Source organism: Taibaiella lutea, assembly GCF_008629695.1.
GTDB classification, from domain to species: Bacteria; Bacteroidota; Bacteroidia; order Chitinophagales; family Chitinophagaceae; genus Taibaiella; species Taibaiella lutea.
Map to the genome: position 1 here is coordinate 1353446 of NZ_VWSH01000001.1, position 23490 is coordinate 1376935.

General features: G+C 39.9%; 17 protein-coding genes. 2 read left to right on the forward strand and 15 right to left on the reverse strand.

Going from position 1 to position 23490, the window contains the following annotated elements; genetic code table 11:
* Nucleotides 1-82 precede the first annotated feature (82 nt).
* The 8 genes from F0919_RS05825 to F0919_RS05860 form a co-directional block, all read right to left on the reverse strand.
* Complete coding sequence (locus tag F0919_RS05825; RefSeq protein ID WP_150031767.1) at nucleotides 83-1798, reverse strand: tetratricopeptide repeat protein; 1716 nt, start codon at nucleotides 1796-1798, stop codon at nucleotides 83-85.
* A gap of 99 nt (nucleotides 1799-1897) precedes the next feature.
* A complete protein-coding gene (locus tag F0919_RS05830; RefSeq protein WP_150031768.1) occupies nucleotides 1898-2110 on the reverse strand; it encodes a DUF3820 family protein in 213 nt (70 codons plus the stop codon).
* A 193-nt stretch (nucleotides 2111-2303) separates the two neighbouring features.
* On the reverse strand, nucleotides 2304-2603 hold the full coding sequence (locus F0919_RS05835) for a hypothetical protein (RefSeq protein ID WP_150031769.1): 300 nt from the start codon (nucleotides 2601-2603) through the stop codon (nucleotides 2304-2306).
* 277 nt (nucleotides 2604-2880) lie between these two features.
* A complete protein-coding gene (locus F0919_RS05840; RefSeq protein WP_150031770.1) occupies nucleotides 2881-3072 on the reverse strand; it encodes a hypothetical protein in 192 nt (63 codons plus the stop codon).
* A 171-nt stretch (nucleotides 3073-3243) separates the two neighbouring features.
* The gene (locus tag F0919_RS05845) at nucleotides 3244-6978 is read right to left on the reverse strand and encodes an efflux RND transporter permease subunit (RefSeq protein ID WP_150031771.1); all 3735 of its coding nucleotides are present in this window, start codon (nucleotides 6976-6978) and stop codon (nucleotides 3244-3246) included.
* A gap of 104 nt (nucleotides 6979-7082) precedes the next feature.
* Nucleotides 7083-8273 (reverse strand): efflux RND transporter periplasmic adaptor subunit, encoded by a 1191-nt coding sequence (locus F0919_RS05850; RefSeq protein WP_150031772.1) that lies wholly within the window; start codon nucleotides 8271-8273, stop codon nucleotides 7083-7085.
* A gap of 78 nt (nucleotides 8274-8351) precedes the next feature.
* Nucleotides 8352-9698, reverse strand: a complete 1347-nt coding sequence (locus tag F0919_RS05855) for a TolC family protein (RefSeq protein WP_150031773.1) — start codon at nucleotides 9696-9698, stop codon at nucleotides 8352-8354.
* A 50-nt stretch (nucleotides 9699-9748) separates the two neighbouring features.
* A complete protein-coding gene (locus tag F0919_RS05860) occupies nucleotides 9749-10234 on the reverse strand; it encodes a MarR family winged helix-turn-helix transcriptional regulator (RefSeq protein ID WP_150031774.1) in 486 nt (161 codons plus the stop codon).
* Nucleotides 10235-10783: 549 nt separating this feature from the next.
* On the opposite strand from F0919_RS05860, the gene F0919_RS05865 reads away from it, so the two are divergent.
* Complete coding sequence (locus tag F0919_RS05865; protein WP_150031775.1) at nucleotides 10784-12040, forward strand: pyridoxal phosphate-dependent aminotransferase; 1257 nt, start codon at nucleotides 10784-10786, stop codon at nucleotides 12038-12040.
* Between the two features lie 60 nt (nucleotides 12041-12100).
* The gene (locus tag F0919_RS05870; RefSeq protein ID WP_150031776.1) at nucleotides 12101-13366 is read left to right on the forward strand and encodes an aspartate kinase; all 1266 of its coding nucleotides are present in this window, start codon (nucleotides 12101-12103) and stop codon (nucleotides 13364-13366) included.
* A 126-nt stretch (nucleotides 13367-13492) separates the two neighbouring features.
* Here the strand turns inward: F0919_RS05870 and F0919_RS18815 are convergent, their stop codons facing one another.
* From F0919_RS18815 to F0919_RS05910, 7 genes are all read right to left on the reverse strand, one after another.
* Nucleotides 13493-14224, reverse strand: coding sequence for an NAD(P)/FAD-dependent oxidoreductase (locus F0919_RS18815; protein WP_394349705.1), 732 nt, complete (start codon nucleotides 14222-14224; stop codon nucleotides 13493-13495).
* A gap of 1043 nt (nucleotides 14225-15267) precedes the next feature.
* The gene (locus F0919_RS18590) at nucleotides 15268-16482 is read right to left on the reverse strand and encodes a TraR/DksA family transcriptional regulator (protein WP_235903462.1); all 1215 of its coding nucleotides are present in this window, start codon (nucleotides 16480-16482) and stop codon (nucleotides 15268-15270) included.
* Between the two features lie 2 nt (nucleotides 16483-16484).
* On the reverse strand, nucleotides 16485-19976 hold the full coding sequence (gene ileS, locus F0919_RS05890) for an isoleucine--tRNA ligase (protein ID WP_150031778.1): 3492 nt from the start codon (nucleotides 19974-19976) through the stop codon (nucleotides 16485-16487).
* Nucleotides 19977-20086: 110 nt separating this feature from the next.
* Entirely contained in the window at nucleotides 20087-20596 is a 510-nt protein-coding gene (locus F0919_RS05895; RefSeq protein WP_150031779.1) for a hypothetical protein, read from the reverse strand.
* Between the two features lie 287 nt (nucleotides 20597-20883).
* The gene (locus F0919_RS05900) at nucleotides 20884-21330 is read right to left on the reverse strand and encodes a hypothetical protein (protein WP_150031780.1); all 447 of its coding nucleotides are present in this window, start codon (nucleotides 21328-21330) and stop codon (nucleotides 20884-20886) included.
* Between the two features lie 237 nt (nucleotides 21331-21567).
* Nucleotides 21568-22953 (reverse strand): histidine--tRNA ligase, encoded by a 1386-nt coding sequence (gene hisS, locus F0919_RS05905; protein ID WP_150031781.1) that lies wholly within the window; start codon nucleotides 22951-22953, stop codon nucleotides 21568-21570.
* A gap of 44 nt (nucleotides 22954-22997) precedes the next feature.
* Nucleotides 22998-23465 (reverse strand): low molecular weight protein-tyrosine-phosphatase, encoded by a 468-nt coding sequence (locus F0919_RS05910; RefSeq protein ID WP_235903463.1) that lies wholly within the window; start codon nucleotides 23463-23465, stop codon nucleotides 22998-23000.
* Nucleotides 23466-23490 lie beyond the last annotated feature (25 nt).

Sequence of the window (23490 nt, forward strand, 5' to 3'; positions counted from 1 at the left end):
TCAACTAATTGATTAACAAAGCATTTGGTTGTAACAAAAACGTCATTAACTAATTGTTTCCGTAACATTACCTGAATATTACCTAATTGAGCGCCTGCAAAAAAGAGCTTAAATTTTCGCCCTGATCAAGGTTTAATTTTTTGCGTAAACGATACCGTGCAACTCTCAAACTATCTAAGGAAATACCCAAAATAGTAGCCATATCATTGGAGTTGAGGTTCATTTTAAGCAATGAGACGAGCCTTATTTCAGAAGCGGTGAGGTCGGAAGCATATTGCTTCAGATTATTAAAAAAGGAAAAGTGAATCTGCTCAAATGTATTGCTGAATTCTTCCCAATATTTGTCGTTATTGAAGTTTTGGTTGATTTGCTGAATGATTTCGCGTATCGGTTTTTTCTGGTCGCGCTTATCTTCTTTGGCCATAACTTCTAACCTGCCTTTAAGGTTTTCCAGCAAATGGTTTTTCTGGATAATGTGCAAAGTATGGGTACTCAGTTCTTTTGTTTTGGTATCGATAAGTTGCTTGAGGGTTTCTTCTTCCAGATCGCGGTTCTTTATTTCTGCAAAAAGCTTTTCCCTTTCCAGTTGCCTGTTCAGTATTTCTGTTTTAAGCTTTTCTTCTTCCAGTGTTTTTGCTTTTAATTCTGCTTCATTAAGCTTGTTTTGCGTTTCTAGCATTTCACGTTCACGGTCGTGTACAAATTGTTCGTTTTTTATTTTAAGGCGTTGCCTGCTTATAATGGCTATTCCCAGGACAACCAATAAAACAATAACAATGATTACAGAAACGGTTACAATAATATTAATACGTTTTTCAAGTTGGAGTTTGCTAATTTCTTTATCTTTTTTATTGATATCATATTGTACTTGCAGGAATGCAATCTGATTATTGCTTTCTTCGGAATAGATTTCCAGCAATATTTTACGACTCAGTTCCAGATAATAAAAAGCGCTGTCGTTGAGGTGCATTAAATTATATGCTTTACCGATATCGCGGTAAGCGGAACACATCTGATAACGATCTTTGTAAAGCTGGCTAAGTTGCAAAGCTTCCCTGCTGTACTGAAGACCGGTTTTAAAATCTCCTGTTTTGCGATGAATATCACCGATATTGTTCACAACTTCAATACGGCCCAACTGATTGCCTGCTGCGACATATAAATCATTTGCCTGACGGAAAAAGCTCAAAGCGGCGTCGTATTTTTCCAAATCTTCATCAATGCTTCCGAGGTTTTCGTATATTTTGGCAAGGCCGCTTTTATCATCTATGGAACGGTAATGCTGCAATGCGGTATTCTGATAATATAAGGCGCTGTCGTATTGTTGCTGTTTCTCAAATAAATGACCTATTCTGCCATAGGTTTCTGCAATTCCTTGTTGATCACCGAGTTTTTTAAATATTATTATTGCTTTTTCATATTGCTCACGGGCGTTTTTCATATCCTTATTGTAGTAAAAAAGAATGCCCATTTCATTGGCGTTGTATGCAACATGTTTATATGCTTTCAGGTTTTCAAACAGCTTATCTGCCTGAAGGTAATATTCGAAGGATTGGTCGAAATGACCGAGATGATAACATAAACTACCTAATTGCTGCAGGGTAATGGCGGCATTGAGTTTGTTTTTCTCCAGCAGTTGCGCGGGCAATGCGGTTTTTAGCCTTAAAAATTCACTGCTTACATTGGTATGCGGATTATTTTCAAAACGCTCTATATGTAGTTCTTTATCATCCTGGGCACGCACCAGACAAGTGAGACAAAGCAGAAGGATTAGGATTGGTAATGAATTCTTAAACATAATTTAATGCATTATTTTCCATAAAATCAGGAAAACGGATAATGCAAAGAACGGAATTCAATATTATGTAAAGGTTAAGAGGGGATGACTGTATTCAGGCTATTGGGTTCTTAAAGGTTTTAGCAGATATTCAAGGCCATTGAGCTTTATTTCGTACATGGTTTCCAAAAGCATACCGAGTTTACCTTTGGGAAATCCTTTTTGCCTGTACCATACAAGGTAAGGTTCAGGTAAATCGGCAATGACTCTGTCTTTATATTTACCGAAAGGCATTTTGAAATGAACGAGTTCGAGCAGGATTTCGGAATTCATGGGTTAAATAAAGCAGTTATATCAATTATAAATTAAACAATTCAATCAATAGCAGACAGAGGTTATTGAAATGCTTCGTGCCTCATCATTCTGCCTGGGCGTTGAATTTTTCGGTATGCACCTTAAAACTTCCGCACAGGTCTTGCATCTTTACGCATGCACGTTAGAACTTTCCGCACAGGTTTTGTAGCGATTATTCCAACTCTGTCACTGAATCACTGATTTCGTAATAAAACCAATCTTCAAACAAATCAATATTAAGAGGTTTCGGCCATTTTGCCTCATTGTCTGTGATATTTTCCAACTCGGCTTTAAATATTTGCTTAAAATACTTTTCTAACAGCAGGTCAGGATCATCAAATTCAACTTTAACAAGATAGGTACTTGATTCTCCCAGCATATTTTCTTCCATTGGTAGCTCGGGGAAAATTTTATTGTTCCAGTCAATGAATGGCTTCTTGTAGGAAATTGTAATGGCGCTTTTATATATCATTCTGTGTTTTTCGGATTGTGTTTCTAAATAATAAATGGCAGGTTTCAGTTGACATTCTTTTCTGAGAATTTTACAATTTAACTGTATTCCTTTTTATCCATGATAGAATATCATCAAAAGAGATTCTACCTGAAGCAATTTCTATAATTAAATTATATAAATCATCGCCAAGGTCTTTCAATACTGGATTTTACGCCTTCGATGTCTCTGATACCCGATGCACCGCCATAATCAGTAATACTCAATTCATGCAGTAGCAGGATATCCTTAATATCAATCATTCTGCCAGGCGTTTAAGTACGTCGCCATATTCCTGCTTAATAGCAGCATAATGAGAGGCCAAATTTGCTTTTTGTTTATCGTTTTCATTCAGATGAGAAAGATAATCCAATACTTCTTTGAGTTCATCTTCCCGTTCTATAGCTTCAATCTGTTTGATAGCTAAAGCTTTCATTTCTTCAACACTCATAAATTTATTCTGTTTGAGTCAAAATTAATCAAAAAAGACGTGGTTCTCACCACGTCTTTCAACTCTTATTTAATAAAGATGGATTTTACCGCTCGTTATTGTCAATGGGTTTTACCTATTGTCGATGGGTTCTACCTATCGCTTTTTTTGTCTTCCACCCTTTCAGGGTTCTTAAAACCAGCTTCCGTTAAATGCATCATTTACTTTTTCAGCATTCTCCGTTCTGTTCTTTCTACGTTTAACGTCTCTTCTATGACGTATCATTGTTATAATCATAAGTATTGGGAAGGCCAAAAATACAAGTAGAGAAATCATTATATTTCCGCCCATAATTGCGATACCAATTGCCATTACCGGGAAAAAGATAGCACCAAAACTTACCCATTTGCCTCCAAAATGCCTGCGCATCGGCCTTCTCAATCTTTCTGCAATCAGATACATTCCGGGCACCATAATCAATGTCATAAAGAACGCGAATGCAAGACCAAAGATGATGGTCCATGAAAGCGGTTTCCAGAACGTTACGTTGTCTCCGCCAAAGAATATATGCGGATTCAATTCGGAGAAGAGTGTAACGAAGTTGATGTTGAAACCAACTGCAAGCGGTATCAATGCAAGGATAGCTGCCAATGCTGTAAGCAATACCGGAATGATACGTGTCTTACCGGCTTGTATCAAGGCTTCACGAGTCTTCATGCCTCGGCCTCTCAATTCGTCTGCAAATTCAATTACAAGAATACCGTTCTTCACAACGATACCTGCCAGACCTACAATACCGATACCTGTCATTACTACGGAAACGGTCATGCCTGTCAATGCAAATCCTAATAACACACCGATTACACTGAAGACAATTTCCATAAGGATGATTACCGGTTTGCTCATTGAATTAAATTGGATAGCCAGAATAAGAACGATCAATAATAATGCAATTGCTAAAGCTTTACCAAGGAATGCTCCTGTTTCCGCCTGTTGCTCACCTTCACCTGTTTGCTTGATGGTTACGTTATCAGGTTTTTCTTTAAAGGCGGCTATTTCTTTTGCCAGTTGTGCATTAACGGCAGTCGGCGTATATCCTTGTGTCAATAATACATTGGAGGCAAGTGTAATAACCCTTTTCTGGTTTTTACGTTTTACGCTACCTAAAGTACTTGTATAATCCACGTTTACCAATGAACTGATAGGTATGCTTTTAAATTGACCTGAAGCCATATCCAGAAAGCTCACTTTAAGGTTCAATAGGTCAACAAGGTTATTTCGTTGGTCAGACTCATTACGTAACTGGATCTTGTATTCATCTTCGCCTTCTTTTACTTTGGAAACTTCTCTTCCGAAAAGGGCGGTACGGATGGCCATACCTACTTGTGCAGTTGAAACGCCTTCTGTCATAGCGCGTTCCCTGTTAATGGTAAGGCTGATTTCCGGATTACTTAAATCCACGTCCATCTTTAATTCTTCCACACCCGGAGTCTGGATAGAATCAAGATAGTTTTTCAGTGAAACGGCGGTCTTAATCAAATCGTCAAAATCCTCACTTGCTATTTCAATATTAACCGGCGGGTCTGTAGGCGGACCGTTTTGTTCTTTACTTACAGATATCTGCGCACCGGGAATACCGCTCATTGCATGACGGATAGAATCCAGATATGGCGCCGTTAATGTGCCATGACGTTTTTCAAATTCCACAAAAGAAACCTGAATACGGCCTAATTCCGGACGGGTACTTCTGTCGCCGCTTTGAGGGTCGGAAGCACCAATCGCAACGTTCGTGATAACACTTTCTACAACCGGGTTCTTTTTCCTTTTACCATCGGGCTGCATAGTCATGCCCAGCACGTTGTAAACTTTGTTTTCCAGCGTGCGTGTTATGGAATCCGTATATTCAACTGTTGTTCCTACAGGCAGTTTGAGATAAACATAAATCTGATTGGGCGCGCCGTCGGGGAAGAACACAACGGGTACTTTACGTGCACCAAAGAATATGAATGAAAATATAAGCAAGCCTACTGTTCCCAATAATAAATGAACAGGTCTCCAACCATTCAATGCCCAACGCAAGAGGTTCTCGTAATGGCTCATAATCCAGGGTAGCACTCTGTTCTGGAAAGCATGTATCCATCCGTCAAGCACATATTTATTCAATACCACGAGGAGCGAAAAGAATATCATCATGTTACCGAACAGGAAGAAGTTAGCGCCTTTGGAAACGACTTCTGCACCGGGCGTTTCAGCTACAGCAGGACCACCGGACATTTTAGCAATGAACCCGAATAGTACAAAAAGCAAACCACCGATGAAAGGAATAAGGAATGCACGTTTTCTGAAAATGGCTTTCTTAGGTTCAGGTTTTGCATGTTCTTCAGGATGGTTCATGAAGTCAACGGCAAATACCGGGTTCATGATAAAGGCTACAATCAATGAAGCTGCAAGGGTAAAGATAAGCATGGTAGGCAGGTACACCATAAACCGCCCGATGATTCCCGGCCAGAAAAGCAATGGTATAAAGGGAGCCAATGTGGTAAGGGTACCGGACAATACGGGTACAAATACTTCACCGGCGGCCATCATTGCTGATTTTACAGAGGTTATCTTTCCTTTGTGTTCAACAAAAATGCGGTGTGTGTTTTCAATAACCACAATGGCATCATCCACAATAATACCGAGGCCGAAGAGCAGGGCAAAGAGTACGATAAAGTTGAGGGTAACATGCGAACCGACTATGAGGTCGGCAGCAGGCAGGAAGAAGAACGCTACGAACATACTTAAGGGTACGGACAATGCCACGAAGAAGGCATTGGTTACACCCATAAAGAACATTAAGATGATCAGTACCAATACGAAACCGATAACGATAGAGTTCACCAGGTCTTTAAAGGAAGTCCTTGTGGTATTACTCTGGTCGCCTGTAATTCTCACTTCAAGGTCTCTCGGAAACTGAGCCTGCTTCACTTCTTCTGTAACTCTTTTTACATTGTCAGACGTTTCAATCAGGTTTTCTCCGGAACGTTTAATGATATTGAGAGTAATTACATTTTTACCATCCAGACGTGCAAAGCTTTCATGCTCTTTGACGGTATCTTTAATGTCAGCAATATCTTTCAGGTAAATAGGAGAGCCTTTGGTGTTGCGGACTACGATTTGAGAAATATCTGCAGCTGTTTTTATTTGCCCTTTCAGTTGCAGTGTACGTTTCATGTTGCCTACCTGCAGCAAGCCTCCCGAAACGTCCATATTCTCGTTAGCTACAGCAGTGGCAATATTGTCGAAGGTAATGCCGGCGGCCTGCATACGCAGGTTGTCGACATTGATTTGAAATTCTCTTTCAGGGGCACCGACAAGATCCACACGGTTGATAGCAGGCAGTTCTTCGAGCTTATCTTTTAACTGATCGGCATATTTTTTAAGGCGCATCATGTCGTAGTCGCCACTAACGTTTACGTACATGATGGGCTGATCGGAAAAGCTGACTTCAATGGCTGTCGGTTCCTGTGTAAGGTCTGTAGGCAAATCCTGCTTGGCTTTATCAATCGCATCTTTCACTTTTTGCACTGCCACGTCTACCTTTACGTCGGTACCAAATTCCACCATGATTGCTGAATAATCCTGCACGGAGGTACTTGTTACTTTATTGATCTTGGCTCCTGTAATGCCTTTGATTTGTTTCTCAATAGGCTGCGTTACAAGGTTCTCCATGTCTTTCGGAGAGTTACCTACATAAATGGTTTGTACATAAATGGTAGGAATTACGATATCGGGGAATTGTTCTTTTGGTAAGGTTATAAATTGAATGATTCCCCAAAGACTCAATATTACCATCAACAGGTAAATAGAAGTCTTGTTACGCACACTCCAACTGGTTGGCCCAAATTGCTTGAATTTGTCGCCGATATTTTCTAAAACGCTCATGAGTTATAATGCTAAGAGGTTGTTGATAATTAATTCGAAAAAGTACCCGGAATGTTTCCGGTGATCGCTATTATAAAAACAGCATCATGAAAATCTATGTTTGGCTATTTACCTGAATCAATAATAATGGGTTGGCCTTCATATAGATTCTGGAATCCGTTAACGATAACAATATCGCCGATTTTCAATCCGCTTTTCACTTCCAGTCTGTCGCTGTATAATTCTCCGATAGTGATTTGTCTTTTACGCGCAAACCATTTTCCTTTTTCGTTTGAAGCAACCATAATGTATTTACCTTTTTCATCGTTCTGAATTGTATTTACAGGAATGGTTATAGCGTCAGGTGCGGTATAATCTCTGATGCTGACTTTTGCAATCTGGTTAGGGCGTACGCTTTGGTCAACCGGTATTTTTCCTTCTACATAAAAGGAACGGTTAACAGGGTCGATCAGTTTACCTGTAACGTTTACCTTGGTATTGATAACTTTATTACCTGCTTCAGGCAATGTTACTTTCAGGTCTGAACCCACTTTTATTTGTTCCAGATAATTTTCAGGAACGTTAACGGTAACTTTAAGGTCGCTGTTGCTTACGATCTGTACCTGATTCCCGCCTGTGAAAACTTCGCCTATTTTTACGTTTACAATATTGGCAACGCCGCTGATAGGTGCGTGTATGTTTGCAAAGCCTAATTGCTCCTGTGCTATCTTAAGGTTGGCAAGCGCTGCATTATATTGGCTTTGCATGGCTTCAACACTTGTTTTGGCATTTAATACCTGTAATTCGGTACCTATGTTTTGCGACCACAGGTTTTGCTGACGTTTATATACACTTTGCGCCTGGTCTAATTGTGCTTTCGCGCCATTAACCTGTTGCTGCATGGCAATTACATTCTGGTTTTGTGTGCTTGATTCCAGCTTCAATAATAACTGGCCTTGTTTTACAGGATCGCCTTGCTTTACCATAACGGCCGTTACTACTCCACCCTGTCCGCGCGGTGCAACATTGGCTGTGTTCAAGGCATCAATTTTTCCCTGAAGGTCAATATAGTGGTTGAATGTTTCGGTACCGATGGTTTCAACGGAAACGAGTTTGGTTTTTGCACTTACAACTGTTGAGGGATCAAGTTTTGCAATCTCATCCTGAAGCTTTGTTATTTTATCGGAAAGTGATGATTGTTCTTCCTGTAATTTTTCCAGATCGGCTTTCTTCTTTTTCAGGTCATTGCCGCCGCAAGAGGACAAGAGTCCCAAGGCTAAGGCAACAGTCGGTAAAATAATCAATGCTTTTTTCATTTGAATGTATTGAATTGAATAAATTAATGTTTGATTGAAAGCCGCACCTTAAAAGAAGCACAGCATTTATGTTTTGATTTATAGGTTGCCTGTAGCTTTTAAGAAATCAACTCTGGCAATTACAGCATCGTACAATGAGTTGACATAATTGCTCTGAGCGGTTTCAAGTCCTGCCTGGGCGGTCACAACTTCTGTCTGGGAACCGGTACCGACTTCGTATTTCTTTTTGGTTTGCTGATAAACCCTATCAGCCAGTTCCATGTTTTTCTTTTGATAGTCCATCACTGCAATAGCGGTTTTGAAATTGTTGGTTGCAGTTATAACATCATTATCAATTGTGTGCTTCATGTCTTCCAATTGATTTTCTGTTTTCTGCAATTTTAATTTAGCCTGTGCTACTCTTGAATGAATGGCAAAACCTTTGAACAATGGTACAGAAATACGCAGGCCAACATAAGAAGAGCTGTACCAGTCTTTGCTGTAATCTATTTTATCGCCATAGTTCTGCGTAGCGTAGGAAGCATTCAAGGTCAGTGCCGGTAGTCTGCTGTATTGGTAACGTTTAATATCGTATTCATTAAGCTGCCGGGTAAGTTGCAGGTATTGGTATTCCTTTCTGTCTTCATAGTTGTATGCCTGATTGATAAGCACCTGGTCTTTAATCTGGTCATCACTAAGGCTGTCTGTCAATACCAGCATGTCTTTAGGCGACATGCCCAACAATATTTTCAGGCCGTTGTATCCGTTTGCAACGGAAAGCAATACTTTTTCCTTTTCTGTTTTCAGGTTAGCAAGCTGCACATCATTCTTATCAACATCGAGTTGCTCTGCAAAACCGTTTTCATACATGGCTTTTGTATCGTGCCTTTGCTTTTCTACCAAACCGATGTTCACATCCAGAAGTGCTATCTGCGTTTTGCTCAGTACCAATTGGTAATAAACTTTTATGACATTGGCTTTGATGTTTTGCTTTGTGATTTCGGCGTTTAAGGTTTGCCATTTCATGGATGTGCTGCGAGCCTGTAAGCCTACAAACACCTGTCCGTCAAACACAACCTGACTTAAATCCAGGCTTCCCGAGGTAGCATATTGTGTTCCGAATTTAAGCGGAATAAAAGTACCTGCAGGCTGGCCCAGAAATTCGCCGGGAATTAATTGCACGGGTAATTTAAGGTTATCTGTAAATGAACCATTTGCTGCCAGGGAAGGATAAGCGGTAGCGGTAATTTCATTATTACTTTGCTTTTGGAGTAAAATATCTACCAGCGCATTCTTTACCTGCACATTATTCTGCTCTGCATATTCCACGGCTTCTTTTACGGAAAGCCTGTGAATTACAGCAGTAGTATCTGCCTGGGCATTAGCATGCAAGCCCAAAAAAGATAGGCTACAAATAATCATCGATGTCTTTAAGAGTAACTTCATTGCAACGTATGTTTCAAAAATAAAGTATAATATACCTGTTGATACTTCAACTAATGTTTCAACTGCTCCAGCTTATCAGCAGTTTCTTTTATGGTATTAATGGTATTCAATCTGTCTTCGGAGTTGAATGCCGAGAAAATTTCCGTTTCCACCTTCTGCATAATGTCTTTGATCTGCAATGCCACGAATGTGCCGGTCTTTGTCGTTCTCAGATTATTCTTACGTTTGTCGTTCTTATCCGGGGCTATGCTTATCAACCCTTTCTTTTCTAACACAACCACTGTCCGCTGCACCGATGATTTGTCCCTGTGTACCATATCGGCTATTTCCTGCTGGCTGATACAACCACAACTGTGAATACACATCAGTATAGGAAGTTGTTCCATTTTAACCGGAACGGAGGCCTCTTCAATAAGCCGGTTGGCTACTCTGAACATAACGCAATGAATGCGGTGCATCTGAAAAATAAGGGTGTCTTTCATTTCTGAAAAAAAACCTTCCCAATGCTTCGAGTCTACTTCACAATTATTTTTCACTTAATAAATTTTACTAAATACATCAAAATGACTGTATCATATTAAAGTCATAGTAAAACGTGGATAATTCAACTAAGAAATAAAAATCTTCCTTAAAGAAAAGCTAAAACCGCGTTTTCACTAAATCGCCGCAAAGATATTATTAAGTTGACCTATCAACCAAATTTAATTTTTATCTTTTTTTACGTTGCAAATGTAGAATCGAAACAGATGGCAATGAATTTATATTATGTCAAACAACTATTGCCTTCGACGAATGCAGGTATTTTTTCGGTGAATGAAGAAAACAAAAGAAAATAATTCAACCTGACAGTGCTAAAATGTTTTTTATGAAAGCTTTTGCTTCATCCCTATAGCCCAAATTTTGAAATACAAAAAACACGATTTATCTTCGTCGTCCGATTATGAATATGAACATGACATATAAGAATGTGAAACGCATTACCCAAAACAGGTAATCCTTGCATTGTATTATGTGTTATCAACTAAATACAGAGAGGCTTACCTGATACGGTGAGCCTCTTTTTTAACTTTAAAAATTGCGCGTCGATGAGCAAACTCAGCAATCTTGCAGAATCTTTAGTGGGTTCTGAAATCGTAAAACTCGGTAATGAAATCAACAACCGTATCCGCAACGGTGAAAAGATTTACAATTACACTATCGGTGATTTTGCTCCTGCAATTTTCCCGATTCCCGTACAGCTGAAAGATGCTATCATAAAAGCTTACAATGATGGATTTACTAATTATCCCGCTGCCGATGGCATTTTACCTTTAAGAGAAGCGGTGAGCGCTTTTATTGAGACAAAGGAACATATCAAATATGATGTTTCCGAAATTCAGATTGCGAGTGGCGGCCGTCCGTTAATTTACTCTTTGTTTGCTACGGTTGTCAATCCCGGCGATAAAGTGATTTATGCGGTACCATCCTGGAATAACAATCATTATACGAATCTGAATCATGGAAAGGCTTGTGAGATTGTGGTTACACCTGAAAACAACTTCATGCCAACGGCGGCTGACATTGCGCCGCATATTGAAGGTGCGGCATTGCTTTGTTTGTGCACGCCCCAAAATCCTACGGGGACAACTTTAGGCAAGAAAGAGCTGGAGAAAATTTGTGATATGGTTCTTGCAGAAAATGAAAAACGTGGCGCGGATGAAAAGAAATTGTATGTGCTGTTCGACCAAATGTATTTCACCCTTTGTTATGGCGATACTAAGCATTATCATCCGGTGGCATTGCGTCCTGAAATGAAGGCTTATACCATTACAGTTGATGGTATATCCAAATCGTTTGCTGCAACGGGTGTGCGTGTGGGTTGGTCATTAGGACCTGCGCCTGTAATGGCAAAAATGAAGGCGTTGCTGAGTCATATCGGGGCCTGGGCACCGATGGCGGAGCAAAAAGCAACGGCAGATTTCTTAGTGAATACGGAAGCGGTTGATGCTTATCTTGCTGATATCAAAGGAAAGCTGGAAACAAGGTTATGGAAGATTTATAATTCTTTTGAAGACCTGAAGGCAAAAGGTTATAATGTAGATGCTATTGTTCCGCAAGCAGCTATTTATCTTACTGCAAAGATTGATTTAAAGGGTAAGAAACTGGGTGATAAAGTACTGGAAGCACAAGCTGATGTTACTCAATTTTTATTGTCGGAAGCATGTGTGGCATTGGTACCGTTTAATTGTTTCGGCGCTGATAAAGAATCACCATGGTACCGTATAAGTGTTGGTACTTGTACTTTAGAGGATTTGGATATTGTATTCAAGAACCTTGAAAATGCATTGAGCAGATTAAAATAAAATTCCAAATTCCAAAACACAAATTTCAAAACACAAATTCCAAATTTCCAATTAATCTAAATGCAAGTTTATAAATTCGGAGGCGCTTCTATTGCTACACCTGAGAGAATGCGTGCGCTGCTTCCTATTATTGATTATGGTAAAACACCTTTAATCATTGTGGTTTCTGCTTATGGCAAGACTACGAATGCATTGGAGGCAATTGTAAATGCTGCCAATGAAGGCAACCGTGAGGAAGCTTTAAAAAAGATTGAGCTTTTAGAACAGGCACATAACGAGTACGCGTCTGAAATACTTACAGAACAAGGTTTTCAGGACATTCAAATCAAATTGAATGAATACTATACCGAAATGCATTGGGCTATTGATGATGCAGGCAGGCAATCGAAGGATTATGTGTATGACCAGATAGTTTGCATCGGAGAAATTCTTTCTACTTCTATTTTCAGTGCATTCTTAAATGAACAGGGTTTTAAAAATCAATGGATGGATGCGCGTGATCTGATTCGTACGGATGATAATTATCGTGACCCGGAAGTTGATTTTGAATTTTCAAAGAAGCAGGTGCAGGAAAAACTTGTACCCGTTTTGGAAAAGAATGGCATTGTTGTTACACAAGGTTTCATCGGAAGTACTGCGGATAATAATTCCGTTACTTTAGGGCGTGAGGGTTCCGATTATTCTGCGGCCTTGCTGGCAGCAATGACGGGCGCTTCCAACGTAAGCATCTGGAAAGATGTGGAAGGCTTGCTGAATGCAGATCCCAAGCTTTTTCCGAATACAGTTAAGATCGAGGAAATTACTTATGATGAGGTAATTGAAATGGCTTATTACGGCGCTCAGGTCATTCACCCTAAAACCATTAAGCCATTACAAAATGCCAATATTCCGTTACACGTAAAATGCTTTCTGGATACTAAACTGAAAGGGACTGTTATTCAATCGAAGACAGATACTTTTGTTTATCCGCCATTGATAGTATTGAAAAAAGAACAGGTGTTGCTACAGGTTACAAGCCGCGATTTCTCTTTTATTACGGAAGAAAATTTGCGGAACCTGTATGATATATTCAATGGCCAGCATGTAAAAATCAATCTGATTCAAAATGCGGCTATCAGTCTGGTTGTTTGTGTGGATAACCGTCCGGAGAAAATTCAATCATTAGCAGATGAGCTTGAAAAGGGTTACAAAGTCCTTCGCAACGAGGATGTACAATTGTTGACCATCAGGCATTATACGCCTTCTATTATGGAGGAGATGACTAAAGGCCGCGTGATTTTATTGGAACAAAAGACAAGGAATACGGTTCAGGTTGTGATCAAGTAAGTACAATGGGCGTTTAAATAAAGTATAACATCAAATACACTTTTGCTTCATTCAAAGAAACCTATGAGGTTTTAAAAATCTCATAGGTTTATTCAAAGGCCTGAATTAAATGATGTTCTGTTATTATCACAAAGTGGCAATTTGCAAGGCTACTCTCTCCCCGTCCATAGCGGCAGAAATGATACCCCCTGCATAACCTGCCCCTTCGGCACATGGATACAGGCCTTTAATTTGTGTATGTTGCAAGGTTTCATTATCTCTCGGAATCCGCACAGGTGAGGACGTCCGTGATTCTGTTGCGGTTACAATGGCTTCGTCTGTGAAATACCCTTTCATCTTTTTACCAAAAGTTATAAAGCCTTTGCTTAATGACTGATAAACTTCTACCGGCAAAACTTCCTGCAATAGTGTGCTTGTTACGCCCGGCAGATAAGAACATTCCGGTAAAGATGCTGAGCGTTTCCTGTTTACAAAATCAGTCATTCGCTGAGCAGGGGCTTTTAATTTTCCGCCGCCTGCCTGCCAAGCTTTTTGCTCTACCATTTGTTGGAAATGCATGGCGGCAAGTGGTCCGGTAAAACCATATTTTGCAAAATCTTTTTCATCCACAGCAACTACCATTCCTGAATTTGCATATGGGTTATCGCGTTTGGAAGGTGACCATCCATTGACAACAAGTTCGCCTTCCGTTGTAGATGCCGGTGCAATAATGCCTCCCGGACACATACAAAAAGAAAACACGCCGCGCCCCATTTCCTGGCTTACTAAAGAATAGGAAGCGGGACCAACCATATCACCAAAAACAGAAGGGTCGCATTTGTATTGCGCCTGGTTGATTAAAGCTTGCGGATGTTCGATGCGGACACCTAATGCAAATGGTTTGGATTCGATTTCAATTCCTTTTTCATGCAGCAAAAGAAAAATATCACGAGCCGAATGACCGGTAGCGAGTATCAGCGCATCTGCATATATCTTTTCATTGCCATTAACAATAGCACCTTTCAGTGTATCGCCTTCTATAATCAAGTCCGTCAATTTGGTATCAAACAGAACCTGACCGCCACATGCCACAATAGCTTCACGCATTGCCACAATGATGCCGGGCAATTTATTGGTACCGATATGGGGATGCGCTTCAAACAAAATCCTTTCATCTGCTCCAAAGTGCTTAAACCATTGCAGGCTGCGCAAAACATTGCCGCGTTTCGTGGCTCTGGTATATAATTTACCATCACTGTAAGTGCCAGCCCCGCCTTCTCCAAAACAATAGTTGGATTCGGGATTTACGATGCCTTGCTTATTCATAGCTGCTAAATCCCTTCGACGGTTCCTTACATCTTTCCCTCTTTCTATAATTATGGGACAAAAGCCTTGTTCAATCAAAGTCAATGCAGCATACAACCCTGCAGGGCCGGCACCGGCAATCAATACAGGCTTTTTATTAGTTACATTTTGCAACTTAGGCTCAAAGGCGAAAGCATCTGCAAAAGGCTCCTCAACAAAAACATTGACTTGCATCTGCATCATAATCTGGCTGCCACGCGCATCTATAGAACGGCGAATGACTTGTGTGGCGGTGATTTTGTTAATTGAAACCTGTAATTTATTCGCAGCATGCAGGTGAATGATGTGTTCCTGTGCAGCATCGGCAGGACTGAGGCGAAGTGTAATTGTCTGAGGCATTCTATTTATGAATGAATTCGTGAGCTGCAAAAATATTGAATTTTGTTTTCAGATGGGTATCTTATCCGGACGGGTATTGCATTTCTTCTGAATACAATAGCTATTAACTGTTCAAATTCTTTCGCTGCGAGGCGACGACGGCATTACGAGAGAATAATATCCAAAAAAATGCGCCCTCTTTCGGAGGACGCATACTATAAATGATTTGTGTAAAAATCTTATTTGTTCATCACGTTTTTAGCTTCAATGCTCAATGTAGCATGTGGCACAGCACGTAAACGCGCTTTATCGATCAATTTTCCTGTAACGCGGCAGATTCCGTAAGTTTTGTTTTCGATACGAATCATTGCTTTTTCAAGGTGATTGATAAACTGAATCTGACGACCGGCCAATTGAGACAATTGCTCACGCTCCATAGCGCCGCTTCCGTCTTCCATGTGGTTGAAACGGTTGTCGGTATCATCGGTACCCGCTTCATCTTTACGCGTAATCAAACCTTGTAAATAGGCCAATTCTTTTCTTGCGTTGTCCAATCTTTTGTTGATCAACTCTTTAAATTCATTCAACTCTTCATCACTATAGCGATAAACAGGTCCGGAGGTCTGTTCCGGCTCGTCCAATAATGAACGTACAGATGGATTATATTCTTTCATAGTTAGTCCTGGTTCTTCCTGAGGAGCTTTTTTTTCTATTATACGATGCGCTATTACGACACCCGGCTTTGGAGCGGTTTTACGTGGCAATTGTCTTACTGCGTCTACAATTTCTGACCTTGCTGAAGGTACAGATGTTACGACATGTTGCTGTTGTGATTTCCTCTTCGGAGCCGGTGCCGGTGCTTGTTTTGTCATTTTTGTTTCTTTCACCGGAGCTTCGGCTGCTTTTTCTTTAGCTGTTACTTTTGTAACGGGTTCTGCCTTTTTTTCAACCGGTTTTGCTGCAATCTTTTTAGCAGGCGTTGCCGGAGCTGCTTGTTTCTCAACCTTTTTTACTGGCGCGGGAGCTGCTTTTTTCGCAACAACTTTCGCCGGAGCTGCTTTTTTTGCAGGTTTTACAGCAATTGCTTTCTTAGGAGCAGGTGCTGCTTTCTTTGCAACTACTGCCGTTTTCTTTGCAGCAGGTTTTACAACGGCTGTTTTCTTTGCAGGAGCAGCTTTTGCAGCCGGTTTTGCAGGAGTAGTCGCTTTTTTAGACGCAGGAGCTGCTTTTTTAGCCGCTGCCTTTTTTGCTGCTACTTTTACGGGAGCCGCTTTTTTCGCCGGAGCTGCTTTCTTAGCCGGAGTAGCTGTTTTCTTAGCTGCAGGTTTTACTGCGGCTACCTTTTTTGCCGGCACTGCTTTTTTCGTAGCCACAGACTTCTTGACAGCAGCTACCTTTTTTGCGGGTGCGGCTTTTTTTACAGTCTTCGAAGCTGTTGATTTTTTTGTGGCCATGATTATGAATTTTTAGTAATTAATACTTTTAATGTTATATCATTAACTTCTATCGTCGTGCCATCACTTTCCATAACAGGCACCATATTAACGGTATCTGCAAGAATTTCCGCACGAATATAATCATTAAAGTTTATGATTGCAGGTTTTAATGCCTCATTTTCTTCAATATCCACTACAATTCTGTCAGTAAGTTCCAGTCCTGTATCTTTTCGTATTTTCTGTATTCTGTTAATTATTTCCCTCGCATTACCTTCATTTTGCAATATAGGACTAATCGTAATATCTAACGCTATTGTTAAGTTGTCTTTATTTGCCACTGACCATCCGGGAATGTCTTCTGCTATAATTTCAACGTCACTTATGTTCACCATAACATCTTCGCCATCCACCAAAATATGCAAACTTTTCTCTTTTTCCAACTGAGCAATCTGATGCTGGTCCAGGGCTGTAATTACTGCCGCGGCAGCCTTCATTTTGCCGCCTAACCTTTTTCCTAATGATTTAAAGTCGGGCTTTATTTTCTTCTTTATAAAACCATCATTATCAACTAAATATTCAATAGCTTTTACATTTACTTCAGAAAGGATAATATCTTCCACTTTTTCTATCTGATGCTGAATATGTTCATTTAACACCGGCACCAGTATTTTTTCAAGCGGCTGACGCACTTTGATATTTACTTTTTTTCTGATGGATAATACCAGAGAGGAAATATCCTGCGCCAATTGCATCCTTTCTTCCAAATCTTTATCAATGGCACTGTTATCGCAAACAGGGAAATCAGCATGATGTACTGATTCTGCATTGATATTTTGGGTTACCGAATTCAGGTTATTGAATAACCAATCGGCGAAAAATGGCGCAACCGGAGCGATTAACAAAGCTAATTTCTCCAGACATTCAAATAAAGTCTGATATGCGCTTATCTTATCCTGCTCATATTCTCCTTTCCAGAAACGGCGGCGACAAAGCCTAACATACCAGTTGCTTAAATGTTCATCTAAAAACAATTCGATAGCACGGCCTGCCTGTGTAGGCTCGAAATCATCCAGCGATTTTGTAACCGTATCCACCAAAGTATTTAAGGAAGACAAAATCCAGCGATCAATTTCCGGCCTTTGTTCCAACGGAATGTAAGCCTCTTTGAAGGCAAATCCATCCACATTGGCATATAATGCAAAGAAATTATAAGTGTTATACAGCGTTCCGAAGAATTTGCGTTGCACTTCTCTAATCCCTTCAATATCAAACTTCAAGCTGTCCCAGGGCGATGCATTGGTGATTAAATACCAACGGGTTGCATCAGCACTGTATTTTTCAATGGTTTCAAACGGGTCGATTACGTTACCAACGCGTTTACTCATTTTGTTACCATTCTTATCCAAAACCAAACCATTGGAAACAACGGCTTTGTAAGCTACGCCCGGATATTTTTCTTCTGAAACGGGTAATCCTGCTTTTTTCAGCTCTTCATGTACCGATTCTTTTAGTAGAGAACCCAAAGCATGAAGGGTATAGAACCAACCTCTTGTCTGATCCACACCTTCGGCAATGAAATCAGCCGGATAATTCTGGGCAAAAACTTCTTTATTTTCAAACGGGAAATGCCATTGTGCATAAGGCATAGCACCGGAATCGAACCAAACGTCTATTAAGTCGGGTTCGCGTTGCATTGTTTTACCGGAATCAGACACTAATTTGATATCATCTACAAATGGTTTGTGCAAATCCGAGGTCAAACGGTCGATATCGCTGTCTTTTGGCATAACACCGGCTTCGATAGCTTTTGCCAGTTCTGCCCTCAATTCGGCAATCGAACCAATGCATTTTTTTTCTTCACCATCTTCTGTCACCCAAACCGGTAATGGAGTGCCCCAAAAACGGCTACGGCTCAGGTTCCAGTCCACCATATTCTCTAACCAGTTACCAAAACGACCTTCTCCGGTTGCTTTAGGTTTCCAGTTAATGGTTTTGTTCAATTCTACCATTCTGTCTTTCAGGGCAGTAGTACGGATAAACCAGGCATCTAAAGGATAATATAATATAGGTTTGTCCGTTCTCCAGCAATGCGGGTAACTGTGCTCATATTTTTCTACTTTAAATGCGCGGCCCTCCAGTTTCAATTTCACGGCAATATCCACATCCACATCGACATAATTCGGGTCGTCTTTGTAATTTTTCACATAGCGACCTGCAAATTCTCCGCTTCCTTCAATAAATTTACCTTGTTTATCTACCAAAGTAAAAATACCGATGTTGTTTTTCATGCCAACCTTGTAATCGTCCGCACCAAAAGCAGGCGCCGTATGCACGATACCGGTACCGTCTTCCGTTGTAACGAAATCGCCAGTTATAACGCGGAATGGGTCGCCGCCGCTGGTTTCAGCCGTATTGCTCTCAAAAGGCAATATTTGCTCGTATCTGATGCCTTCCAGATCCTTGCCTTTGTATTCGGCAACGATTTTATAAGGTAATTGCTTTTTCTTTAATAATTGGTCGAATGCAGCTTTGATTTCTGCATTTTGGTCAATTAAATTGCTGTCATTCCCTCTTTCCAGCCAATTAGTAATGGCATCAAACAAATCATTGTTTTCGCCTTCCTTCCATTCGTCGAGATGTTCAGGAAAATATTTATGTAATAATGCTTTAGCCAAAACCACCGTACAAGGCTTGCCTGTATATGGATTGAATGTCTTAACCAAAACATAATCTATATTAGGTCCGACAGTCAGGCCGGCATTCGAAGGTAATGTCCATGGCGTAGTTGTCCAGGCCATGAAGAAGACTTCATCCGATCCATCTAATCTAACTATTTCATTAGGAACTACTTTAAACATTACGACCGCAGTCGTATCTTTTACATCTTTATAAGTTCCGGGCTGATTTAGTTCATGTGAACTTAAACCGGTACCGGCAGCAGGAGAATAAGGCTGGATGCTTACGCTTTTATATAAAAATGCGTTGCCATTCTCATCTTTCTTATTATATAGTTCTTTTAAAGCCCACCAAAGACTTTCGATGTAATTATTTTCGTAGGTGATGTATGGATTTTTCAAATCCACCCAATAACCCATTTTTTCAGTAATATCTTCCCACTTGTCGGTATATTTCATTACCTCACGGCGACAAGCAGCATTGTATTCTTCAACAGATATTTTTTTACCGATATCTTCTTTCGTGATTCCCAACAGTTTCTCTACACCTAACTCTACAGGTAAGCCATGTGTATCCCAACCGGCTTTACGTTTTACCTGAAATCCCTGCATGGTTTTGTAACGGCAAACCAAATCTTTCAGCGTACGTGAAATAACGTGGTGAATGCCGGGCATACCATTAGCACTTGGTGGTCCTTCGTAAAATACAAATGGTGTTTTTCCTTCTCTGATTTCAATACTTTTCTCAAAAAAACGCCCTTCTTTCCACTTATTTAACCATTCCTGCTCGATGGCAGGCATATTTAACTGCTTAGATTCCTGATATTTCGATGCCATTATTACCCTAAAACTGAAAAAAATTAGGCGCAAAGGTATGAAAAAATATATAATAAAAAACAAGGCTTTCTGCCCGTCTTATCTGTACGCTGATAGATACAGAAGTGAAATTAGTCACGACGGTTATGCATATCTAGTTTTTTCAGGCGTAAATTGATGTATGCGGAAAAATGAATGCCACTTTTCGCATCGTCTTTAAGACAGGTATTATAGCCGACCATCAGATGCACATCTTTCCGAATTGCTGTAATACCGGCAGAAGGTGTAAAATAAAGTTCTCCACCCATGAGCCAGAAATCTGCTTTTCCTGTAAGGAAAACGAGAGAAACCTCATAACCAACCTTGGGTATAATCCTAAATTGCCGATTTTCATAGGCAAAAGTGACTGTGGCCGAAGGTCCCTGCAGAAACAAATTGCCATCACGACAATAATGGAATCCAACCTCCAGGCCATTTCTGAATTTATTGTCTAGTCCCAGACCACCCGTATAACCCAACTTTATAGCCGGAATCCATTGATAATCCCCGAAAAAAGGGGTGCTTTCGTAAGGCAAAACTGTAGCCTGCAATTTTATAGAAAAGAAACAACACAAGATAATCTGCAGGCATATTTTTCGCATAGCACTATGTTAAATCAGTTTAAAGAAGGTTCCCGATATTCTTTTAGAGCAGTGTTGGCCTCCATGCCTTTGTATTCATATCTGTTCAGCCAGTTCGTTTAAGCCGTTATATGCCCACAAATGTCATATAACATTCATAAGCATACTTCGCTTGTTATCAAATTTAGCTTTTATCTGATAATATTGCGAATTATTCCAGTATAACGCGATCCATAACAAATCCACTAATGGCTATTTTGCAAATGGTTTCAATTTTTACAAAAATGATTTTTTATTGAAGATATTGGTTAAGGTTTTTTCTTAAAAATATAGCGTGTGATAAAAATGCCTTTTCCGTCTTTCTCACCGGCATCGCTTTCCACACCACTGGCAACAAAGGCCAGTTCCCATCCCTCATCGGCAACGGCATTGAGTTTTGACATAATTATGGCATCATTCGAAGCAATATTTTGAAAATTGATACCTACAAAACTGTAAAAGTTAAGCAATTTGGTTTCCTCCAATTTATCGGTTTTTGCATCGCTGCGGTCTATGCTTCCCTGATCGCTGTCTTTTCCATTGTCACGGCTTGTGGTTAGCTGTCTGTAATCTACCTGATCTTTACTGTCAATAATACGCGAGCGGCCAACGCCGCCCGGAACGATAGACTCTATGGTTGTAATGATACGATAACTCTGGGCATGTAATGCAGATGCTGATGCAAGCAATGCAAAAGCAAACAAAATTTTCTTCATAAATTGATTTTTTTATTGTGAATGAGATGCTGTGAATTAAAACAATTCTCAAAGCTTAAACGCAGCTGTTTCATTTTACCCCTATAAAACTAAAAACTTTATAGAAAATCTATAAGTAAAAACGGCAGGAATTATTTCCTGCCATTTTTAAATGAATCAAAGTCCTTCCGGCAAAAAAGAAGAGGGTTGCCTAGTTAGACAGCCCTCTTCTTTTACTTGCAATAATTAACGTATGATCTATATAGAATCAGCTAAAACATTTGCCAATTGCATTAAATTGACCGTTTCCTGCTCACCACTTATCATATTTTTCAATTTAATTACATTGTCTTTCATTTCAGATTCACCAACAATACCTACAAATGGAACATTCCTTTTATCGGCATACTTCATTTGTTTGTCAAATTTGGCTTTATCCGGATAATATTCTGCTGCAATACCACTTTTACGCAATTCATTTACATAACCCAGGATAGCTGTTTCAGCAGCCGGCTCAATATTTACAAATATAATTTTTGTAGAAGACGATAATTGTTCAGGAAAAAGGTTCAATTCTTCCATTACATCATAAATCCTGTCAACGCCAAAAGAAATACCTACGCCGGAAAGTCCTTTCAAACCAAACAGACCTGTCAAATCATCATAACGGCCACCGCCGCCAATGCTGCCCATTTTTACAGCATTAGTGGTGACTTCTGCAATAATGCCTGTATAATAATTCAGCCCCCTTGCCAGCGTAAAGTCAATCACGACATTGCTATTCCAGTTTTTATCGGCCAATTGATTATGATACGCCAATGTGGTCCGCAATTCCTGAATGCCTGTTTGCGCTATTTCACTTGAAGCCAGTAATTGGCTCATTTGTATTAGTTGCGATTCAGCATCACCGGTAATATTCAGATAATTATTGATAAAATTCAACTTGTCTTCGGTAATTCCCCTTTGTAATAATTCTTTTTGCACACCATCCATTCCGATTTTGTCCAATTTATCAATAGCAACGGTTATATCGGTCAATAATCCGGATGCACCACAACATTCTGCCAATCCTGCCAGGACTTTACGACTATTAATTTTAACTTCGATTCCGGGGACACTCATTTTATGAAACGCCCCCTGGTATATGCATAACAATTCAGATTCATTTATTAGGGAATCAGAACCAACCACATCTGCATCGCATTGCCAGAATTCACGATAACGGCCTTTCTGAGGCCTGTCGGCACGCCAAACCGGCTGCATCTGGTATCTCCTGAACGGAAAAGCAAGATCATTCTGGTGCATGACAACATAACGGGCAAAAGGGATGGTTAAGTCATAACGCAAGGCGCGCTCCGTTAGATCGGGACTGTTCTTTCCTTCCAGTACTTTTTCAAAGCCTATTTTCGCTTTTTCCTGATTCTTGGGATCATTTAATCCATTATTAATAATTTTGAAAATCAAACGATCGCCTTCTTCCCCATATTTACCCATCAAGGTTGTCAGATTTTCCATAGAAGGTGTTTCAAGCGGCTGATAACCATATAATTCAAAAATAGCTCTGATGGTATTTAATATATATTGTCTTCTTCTGACTACTTCCGGCGAAAAATCACGGGTGCCTTGCGGAATAGATGGCTTCATTGTAAGGATAATTAATGTAAAAAATAAAGGGGAGGCAAAAGTATTTAAAATAGCTCAGATTTATATTTTGCCACGATTTTTTCACAAGTTTTGTTAATTAAATCATAAACTATTACATAATCCTCTTCCTCTCCATACCAGGGATCCGGTACAGATCGGTTCTCGCTCGGATATAATTCGTTAAGAAACAGTGATACTTTATTTTCATCAAAACTGCTACCAGCCTGATGTTTCACAATATTCATTACATCTTTTGACATGCAATAAATTTTATCAAATAATTTAAAATCCTCCACAACAAATTGTCTCGCTTTTTGTTGAGAGATGTCGACGTGATATTTCTGGCATATTTTTTGCGAGTAAGGATGAGGTGGCTCGCCAACATGATAACTTTCGGTACCTGCAGAATCAACCATCCAATTAAGGTGGTTTATTTGAATCATATTTTTCATAATACCTTCTGCAATAGGAGAACGACAAATGTTGCCGAGACAAACCATTAAAATGCGCATTACTATTTAAATTTTATTTATGAAA